General features: G+C 41.1%; 7 protein-coding genes. 3 read left to right on the forward strand and 4 right to left on the reverse strand.

What is annotated here, in order from left to right; translation table 11 throughout:
* Window positions 1-130 precede the first annotated feature (130 nt).
* Window positions 131-1039 carry an SDR family NAD(P)-dependent oxidoreductase gene (locus tag ACT3SX_RS12570; protein ID WP_192520399.1) on the forward strand — a complete coding sequence of 303 codons (909 nt, stop codon included), beginning with the start codon at window positions 131-133 and terminating at the stop codon, window positions 1037-1039.
* 36 nt (window positions 1040-1075) lie between these two features.
* Window positions 1076-2944 (forward strand): AMP-binding protein, encoded by a 1869-nt coding sequence (locus ACT3SX_RS12575; RefSeq protein WP_192520400.1) that lies wholly within the window; start codon window positions 1076-1078, stop codon window positions 2942-2944.
* A 101-nt stretch (window positions 2945-3045) separates the two neighbouring features.
* Here ACT3SX_RS12575 and gorA read toward each other — a convergent pair whose 3' ends face one another.
* From gorA to ACT3SX_RS12590, 3 genes are all read right to left on the reverse strand, one after another.
* Window positions 3046-4410 (reverse strand): glutathione-disulfide reductase, encoded by a 1365-nt coding sequence (gene gorA / locus ACT3SX_RS12580; RefSeq protein ID WP_192520401.1) that lies wholly within the window; start codon window positions 4408-4410, stop codon window positions 3046-3048.
* Window positions 4411-4603: 193 nt separating this feature from the next.
* Window positions 4604-5056 (reverse strand): threonine/serine exporter family protein, encoded by a 453-nt coding sequence (locus ACT3SX_RS12585; RefSeq protein ID WP_192520402.1) that lies wholly within the window; start codon window positions 5054-5056, stop codon window positions 4604-4606.
* A gap of 1 nt (window position 5057) precedes the next feature.
* Window positions 5058-5846, reverse strand: coding sequence for a threonine/serine exporter family protein (locus ACT3SX_RS12590; protein WP_192520403.1), 789 nt, complete (start codon window positions 5844-5846; stop codon window positions 5058-5060).
* Window positions 5847-6237: 391 nt separating this feature from the next.
* Between ACT3SX_RS12590 and ACT3SX_RS12595 the strand changes: the two genes are divergently transcribed.
* Window positions 6238-7011 (forward strand): M48 family metallopeptidase, encoded by a 774-nt coding sequence (locus ACT3SX_RS12595; RefSeq protein WP_225739294.1) that lies wholly within the window; start codon window positions 6238-6240, stop codon window positions 7009-7011.
* Window positions 7012-7251: 240 nt separating this feature from the next.
* On the opposite strand, the gene ACT3SX_RS12600 is transcribed toward ACT3SX_RS12595, so the two are convergent.
* The coding region (locus ACT3SX_RS12600) for a hypothetical protein (RefSeq protein WP_444761769.1) at window positions 7252-7545 on the reverse strand (294 nt) is incomplete at its 5' end.

The following is a 7545-nucleotide window of genomic DNA, read 5'->3' on the forward strand; positions in this document are numbered from 1 at the left end:
ATGTGAGAATTAAATAATTTATAAAACTAGGGCGTGTCATAAATTGCATTAATCTACTAATTGATGACATGCTCTAATAGCGCATACTCAATATAACTCACATTAATATAACTCACATTATTGATTCATTATGAACCAGTACAGCCCACATACAGACAAAATCCATAAGCAACGGTTGAGCACTAGACTGTTTGAGAGACTGCTCTTTCCAAGCCGTAATTTATCCAGTAAAGAAAAACAGCGATTGGCTCATGAGCTAGCTGGTAAGACCATACTAATCACAGGTGCAAGCTATGGTATTGGTGAGCAACTTGCTTACCTGTTGGCAAGCTTGGGTACAGCTAATAACATGCCTATTAGCTTAATATTGGTCGGTAGAACCACGGAAAAATTAGAGCAGGTACAAGCTCATATCCATAAAACTGGTGCATCGGTCAGTATCTATCCAATAGATTTAAGAGATGATAAATCACTCAAACGCTTCATGCATTTTTTGCACATGCTTAGCGTAGACATTTTTATTAATAATGCTGGCAAGTCGATCATGCGCTCTGTCATGGATTCGCTTGATCGTGGTCATGACTATGAACGCACTATTAGTCTGAATTACCTAGCTCCTGTCAAATTATGCTTAGGTTTGATACCGCAGCTTGGTATCAATCAAGGGCAAATCATCAATGTATCCGCACTCAATGTATTACTACCGCCAATGCCTAAGTGGTCTGCTTATCAAGCCTCTAAGTCTGCTTTTGATCAGTGGTTTCGTTCAGTAGCACCAGAACTATATGCGCAAAAAATAACGACCAGCACATTGTATTTGCCACTGGTTCGCACTCGTATGATCGCGCCAACGGCTATCTACCAATCAGCACCTACCATGACTACTGAGCAAGTCGCAGCTGTGATTGGTCGTCTGATTATTCATAAAAAATCCAGCTTTAAACCTTGGTGGTTATATCCTATCGAAATTTTAGCCTTGCTATTCAAACGACCATTAGAGTTTTGTGTTCGCAGTTATTATCGTCATCAGTCACGCTGATTAAACTGGTATTAAATTGAAAGTAGAGATTTATCAATGTCTAACAGCTATCAACATAGCCATCGTGATCAGAGTGATAAGCAGCATAATAAGGGCGAAGACAGTCAGTCAACATCGCCTTCATTATTGAGCTGGATATTTACTAGTATTCGCAACCTGTATCGTATCGGCCTGCTAACACCGAAAGGCATTTTTTGTGTCATTAGATCTATTTATAAGCATGGCGAAAATCTGATGGTATTGCTCGAATTTGCTAGCCATGTTGCACCCAATAGAAACACGTTAAATCAGAAGTACAGCTATCAACAGAGTTACGAATTAGCGCTATCACTAGCTGCTTATCTCAATGAAAAATTACAGATGGGCCGGTATGCTAAGGCCAGCAGTCATTCAGGCCATAAAGCAAACGTGGCGTTACTTTGCGCTAATCATAGCAGTAGCGTTTTAGTTTTATTTGCCGCTGCACGCACTGGTGCTGATATCACGCTGCTCAATACGGATATGAGCCATGATCAAATCGAGCAAATTATCCAGCAACAAGCATACGATATGCTGATCTGTGATGATGAGTTTGTTAGCATCGTCTCAAAGCTGTCAGCGCTCAAATTAGAGACAGCGCCAATAGTGGTTAGTACCAAAGAATTAAACCAGTTTCTTATAGCAAACTTAGAAAAAGTAAAACATGATACTCAGCGAGGGCGAACTAAGCGTAAAAATAACGGCCATAAACTCGCACGCCAGTCATCAGGTAAAATAAATGTACTGACAGGCGGTACCAGTGGTCGTGTCAAATTTGCCAAACGTGAGCCGTCACCGCTTGCGATGCTGATGCCGTTTTTGGCATTGTTAAATAAAGTAGAACTGGCTAAATATCATTCTGTCTATATTGCCGTGCCTTTCTATCATGGCTATGGATTGTCAGCGCTTATTATTTCAGTACTGCTGTCTGCTCGTATCTTTCTCAGTGATAAATTTAACAGTGCTGAAGCCAGTCACCTGATTTACCATCATCAGATTGAAACGCTTATTTTAGTGCCGACTATGCTCAAGCGTTTGCTTGATGAAGACACACTCAAGCAGCGCAAATATGACCAGCTCAGCAGTATAGAAGCCAAAGACGCTACTCATAACTTAACTCTTTATCATTCAACTTTCTGTTCTGTTAAGCGGATAATCTCAGGTGGCGCTAAGCTCGACGCCAATCTTGCGACACAGACTTTGGCTCATACTGGTGATACTTTATTCAATCTCTATGGTACCTCAGAATCAGGTTTTGGCGTTATGGCGACTCCAGCTGATTTGCACCGTTATCCTGATAGTGTTGGTAAAACGATTAAAGGTGTACGTTTGAAAGTATTACCGATTGAGGCCAACTCAAGTACTGCCAATCAAACGCGGTCGGCCGATGACGCTATTGGTGTTTTGAGCCTAGGTACTGCATGGTCAATGGACAATAACGCCATCACCCATACTGCTGAAAATATCAGCGAGACCAACTATATTAGTACAGGTGACTTGGTCTCTTGTAATGTAGAAGGTTATCTGTTTCTAAAAGGCCGTGCCGATGACATGATCGTATCTGGTGGTGAAAACGTGTATCCGCTAGACATTGAAAATGCGCTTAGACAGCACACACATATTGGACAAGTTGCCGTTATTGCGATAGACCATAATGAATTTGGTAAGCGGCTCGTCGCTTTTGTTGGCTTGGTAGATTCAAACGTTTTTTCAAGGAATAGTGAGTCAATCACCGCTTTGCAACTGATGCAGTGGTTGAAGCCTAAGCTGGCACGGTATCAGATGCCTCAACAGATTGTATTGATGGATGAGTTACCCATAACAAAGACGGGGAAGGTGAGCCATGCGAAACTTAAAGAGTGGTTTTATAGTGAATCGATAAGATAAACCATCTCATTGTTTGGGTTATGCAGCCCAAACTGAAAAAGGCTACTCTATTAAGAGTAGCCTTTTTGCAACACTAGCTTATAAAATGAGTGCTTCATCAACTAACGCATCGTCACAAACTCTTCTGAGCCAGTTGGATGAATGGCAACCGTATTGTCAAAATCAGCTTTAGTTGCGCCCATTTTAATAGCGACAGCAAATCCTTGAATCATCTCATCGACGCCAAAACCAATACCATGTAAGCCAATGACCTTTTCTTCCTCGCCCAAGCACACAAGCTTCATAGTACATTTTTGGCGATGTTGGGTGACGGCGCTATACATATCGGTAAACGTTGAAGAGTAGCATTTAATATTTTCTTTACCAAATTGATTAACAGCATCAATTTCTGATAAGCCAATGGTACCGATAGCAGGATGGGTAAAAATAACGGTCGGTATCAAGGTATAGTCTAGGTGTTCATTAGGCTTATCATTAAACAAGCGCTCTGACAAGCGGCGACCTGCGGCAATCGCCACTGGCGTCAAGTCAACACTGTTTTCGATAATATCACCAACGGCATAGATGTTATCGATATTGGTATTTTGGAATTTATCAACTTTGATTTTGCCCGTCTCAGTCGTCGCGACGCCAGTGACTTGCAGATTGATATTGTCTGTAGAAGGCGCACGACCAATCGCCCAGATTAAACAGTCTACTGTCTCGATACAGTCCTCACCGCCGTCATTGGTAGATAAGTTCAGGCTATCATCGTCATTTTTGTTGACTTCGCTTATCACTGTGTTGGTATGTAGTTGAATGCCGGACTGCTCCATTTCTATCAGCAAGGTTTCTACGATAGTATGATCAAATGCCCGTAGTGGCGAGTGTTTGCGTACATACAGATGCACTTCAGCGCCTAGACTGTTTAGCACACCTGCGATTTCGACAGCGATATATCCTGCGCCTACAATCGCCACGCGTTTTGGCAAATGATTCAACGCAAAAAAACCATCAGAATCGATGCCGTATTCTGCGCCTTTGATATTTGGTTGAATCGGGTGACCACCTGTGGCAATCAAAATATGATCAGCGGTAATCAGTTCGCCATTTACTTCTACGGTATTGGTATCGACAAATTTTGCAAAGCCTTTGATGACTTCAACGCCATTTTTGGCCAAGTTGTTGTCATATGAGCGGTGAATGTTTTCGATGTATTGTTGACGGCTCTGTACCAGTTTTGGGAAATCAAAACCTTTAACATCTACATCGAAACCATAATCTGGAGCAAACTTATGAATGGCTTCAGCAACTTGTGCGCCATACCACATTACCTTTTTAGGGACACAGCCTAGATTTACACAAGTACCGCCCAGTTGATTGGCTTCGATAATGGCGCATTTTTTGCCATAGCTTGCGGCGCGGTTGATTGAGGCAATACCGCCGCTGCCGCCACCGATGGCGATATAGTCATAATGTTTGGTCATAATGGGGTCTCTTTATTAAGTGATTGTTGGTGCAGTTTTCAAGTGTATTGTTTTGAATATGATTGTTTTGGACTCTACTGTAATGGGTACTATCATTCATCTTACAAGTTTTTATGCTCAAGGTGGGTTGAATCACTTAGATATGAGTATTATTTAGTCAGAAATAGTTAGGTATTTATATATTTAAACTCACCTAAACAATAGCACGACGTCTATAAAATAACAGTCCAGGAATGGATAAACCCAGCACCAATCCAGAAGTGACAAATAAAGCTTCAAATAAATAAACCATCATTTGACTAAACAGTGCATCTGAATAGCCAAAATAGCCAATCTGCACCATACTGACCATTGCCTTATACGCGGCGATACCGGGCATCATACAAATCACACTTGGCGAAATGAGTGCTTTTGGGGGCAGAGTATACTTTTTAGAAAAATACACACCCAAAAAGCTAGCAAGCATGGCGCCAAAAAAGCTAGCAACCACGAGATGGATATGCTGATGGACAAGGGCGGTTTTTAGCCCAAACCCAAAACCGGTCATGAGCAAGCAAGGCAAGATATAGCGTCTAGGTACGGTGAACATCAGTGTCCAGCCAAGGGTGATGATACTGGACAGCACAATCGTTTTAATCAGCCACATATCAAAATCCCCAGTGCTGTATTTGCAGCAAGATCAAAGCCATCACAATACCCACGCAAGAGGATAGCGTCAGCATATAGGCAAAGACCGCACGTCCAATCCCAATATTGACATAACCTTTTAAGATATCTGATAGGGAGTTGATGAGCGGAAAACTTGGCACTAGCAGTAGCACACTAGAGGCAACCGCGATATCGGCACTATCACCCACATTAAAATAGTAAGTCGTTGATCCAATCAGCGATGCGATAAATGCCGTCACAATAATGGTAATAAACGGATTAAAATGATGTTTGGACAGATAAATACGCGTAAACATTGCGACCATACCAGCGATAAAAGTCACAGCTGTAATGGCCCAACTACCACCATTAAGATAAGCAAATGCAGCACAAGACACACCCACAAAAACGCATACGATCCATGTTGGATAAACCGTCTTATCTAGTTTATCAAAGGCAGTGGTGGTGAGGTCGATAAGCTCGTTATTGTTGGTTGCCGCTTCAGTTTTATTGACAATTTGCTGGATTTGAACCAATAAATTGACATTAATGCTTTGATTGATTGTGTCTCTGGTGGTGGTAATACAGCGCTCATCACAGATGGTGGTTAGCGTTAGCGCATTAAAATTGAGCGAACATTCTACGCTATTCATCCCTAATGCGATGCCTAGGCGTTTGGATAAATCCACCACTACGGCAGACTCAGCACCATATTGCATAAGGAGTAGTCCGCAGCGCACGCATAGTCGAGTAATGTGCTGCTGCTGTACGTAACTGATTGAAGTCATGGGCTAGATACGCAAGTTGGTTGGTATTGATACGCTATTATAAAGGGTATAGATGTCATGAGCAGATATTATGACATTATATTGAAAGCTAAGATAAAGTATAAGATTTTTTGGCAAAGAGAGATAGCGTATAAGTATGAAAAAAATGAATATGAAAAGAGGTTTTATATAACTAGGCCTTGTTCCAAAGTGCTCTTTGGGTAGCAATTTTGCATCGCTAAATGATAGTTTATTAATTTAATGGACTTTTGTTTTATACAGTGATAATCTCTTTCAGTAATTCAGACACAATACTTACATATTGGTGACATTCTTAGTTTGTTACCTTTATTTAGTTATCTGATTCAACTGTACTTTTTAACTTGGACGTATGATGACGACTTTTAATAAAATGAAAAATGCTCTATTGCTAACCACTATTACTACTTTGGTGGGCTGTACTACAGTAGCTGATATGGCAGGGTATGATACTGCTAGCCTAAACAGTGATGCGGCAAAAAGCTATTCTCAAGTGGTTTCTCAAGCCAGTAGTCAAGGCGCAGTAGACAATACTTCTTCGACCGCCATTCGAGTCAAAAAAGTGTTTAACCGTATCAAGCCTTATGCGGTTCAGGCTAATACAACAGGTGTACCTTTTGATTGGGAAATTACGGTTATCAAGTCGCCTGAACTAAATGCTTGGGCAATGCCTGGTGGCAAAATGGCTTTTTACACAGGTATTGTAGAGACGCTAAAGTTAACTGATTCAGAAATCGCTGCCATTATGGGACATGAAATGACCCATGCATTAGCTGAGCACGGTAAAAAGGACGCAGGGCAAAAGGTTCTAACTGGTTTAGCGATGCAGTTAGGTGGTGCGCAACTACAGTCAAAAACAGGATTAAGTGATGATTCGCTAGGTTTAATTAGTGACTTAGGTATTGATAAGCCGTTTTCTCGTAGTCAAGAGTCAGAAGCTGATGCGGGTGGTTTACGTTTGATGGCGCAAGCAGGCTATAATCCAGAATCTGCAGTTACAGTATGGGAAAAAATGGAAGCCGAAAATGGTCGTAGCAGCACTTTAGCTACGTTGACATCTACGCATCCAAACTCTGGTCAGCGTATCGCTAAGATTGAAGCCTTATTGCCTGAAGTGATGCCAATCTATCAGGCGGCTATTAAATAAAGTATTTAGCAGTAAGCAGTTCGTTAGATAGTATTAAAAAAGCAAGTCGCAAGACTTGCTTTTTTTGTAGGTAAATATCGCAAAGTGGTTTGTTTTAGGCTTACGTCATGATGGCAGTGAATAGGCGTTTGTGATCGTTGGACTGTCTAAACGTGAGGTCGAGTCGCAATGTAGTCAAATTGAGGAAAAGCTAGAACGTACGGTGGATGCAAGGGTGATGAATGTTGAAAGAGAGTTTGTTTAATCTAAAACAAAAGAGTTTACTTCAATGTGGTTGTTTTCTTTTAATGATTCAACAGTTTGTGACGTTGGTTTAATTGTTGATTGTTCAATCAATAGGCATCGATCATTCATCGCTTTACCAAACTTGTAGTTTGGCGGGCACACAACAGCATTTGTTAAGTCTCGAAAAACCACTTGTCCATGTAAATAGACAGGGTTTTTGCAATCTTCGACACAGTTTTTATCGTAGTCCGAGCTTACTATTGTGCATTTATCATTTGTGCTACAAATTGTACTGATATTCCAAAATTT

This window comes from Psychrobacter sp. AOP31-B2-9 (genome assembly GCF_052378005.1).
In the GTDB taxonomy this organism is placed as follows: Bacteria; Pseudomonadota; Gammaproteobacteria; order Pseudomonadales; family Moraxellaceae; genus Psychrobacter.

Excerpts from the sequence above, each read along its gene's own strand:
- ACT3SX_RS12570 (WP_192520399.1), top strand. The coding sequence starts at position 131 with ATGAACCAGTACAGCCCACATACAGACAAAATCCATAAGCAACGGTTG.
- ACT3SX_RS12575 (WP_192520400.1), top strand. The coding sequence starts at position 1,076 with ATGTCTAACAGCTATCAACATAGCCATCGTGATCAGAGTGATAAGCAG.
- gorA (WP_192520401.1), bottom strand. The coding sequence starts at position 4,410 with ATGACCAAACATTATGACTATATCGCCATCGGTGGCGGCAGCGGCGGT.
- ACT3SX_RS12585 (WP_192520402.1), bottom strand. The coding sequence starts at position 5,056 with ATGTGGCTGATTAAAACGATTGTGCTGTCCAGTATCATCACCCTTGGC.
- ACT3SX_RS12590 (WP_192520403.1), bottom strand. The coding sequence starts at position 5,846 with ATGACTTCAATCAGTTACGTACAGCAGCAGCACATTACTCGACTATGC.
- ACT3SX_RS12595 (WP_225739294.1), top strand. The coding sequence starts at position 6,238 with ATGAAAAATGCTCTATTGCTAACCACTATTACTACTTTGGTGGGCTGT.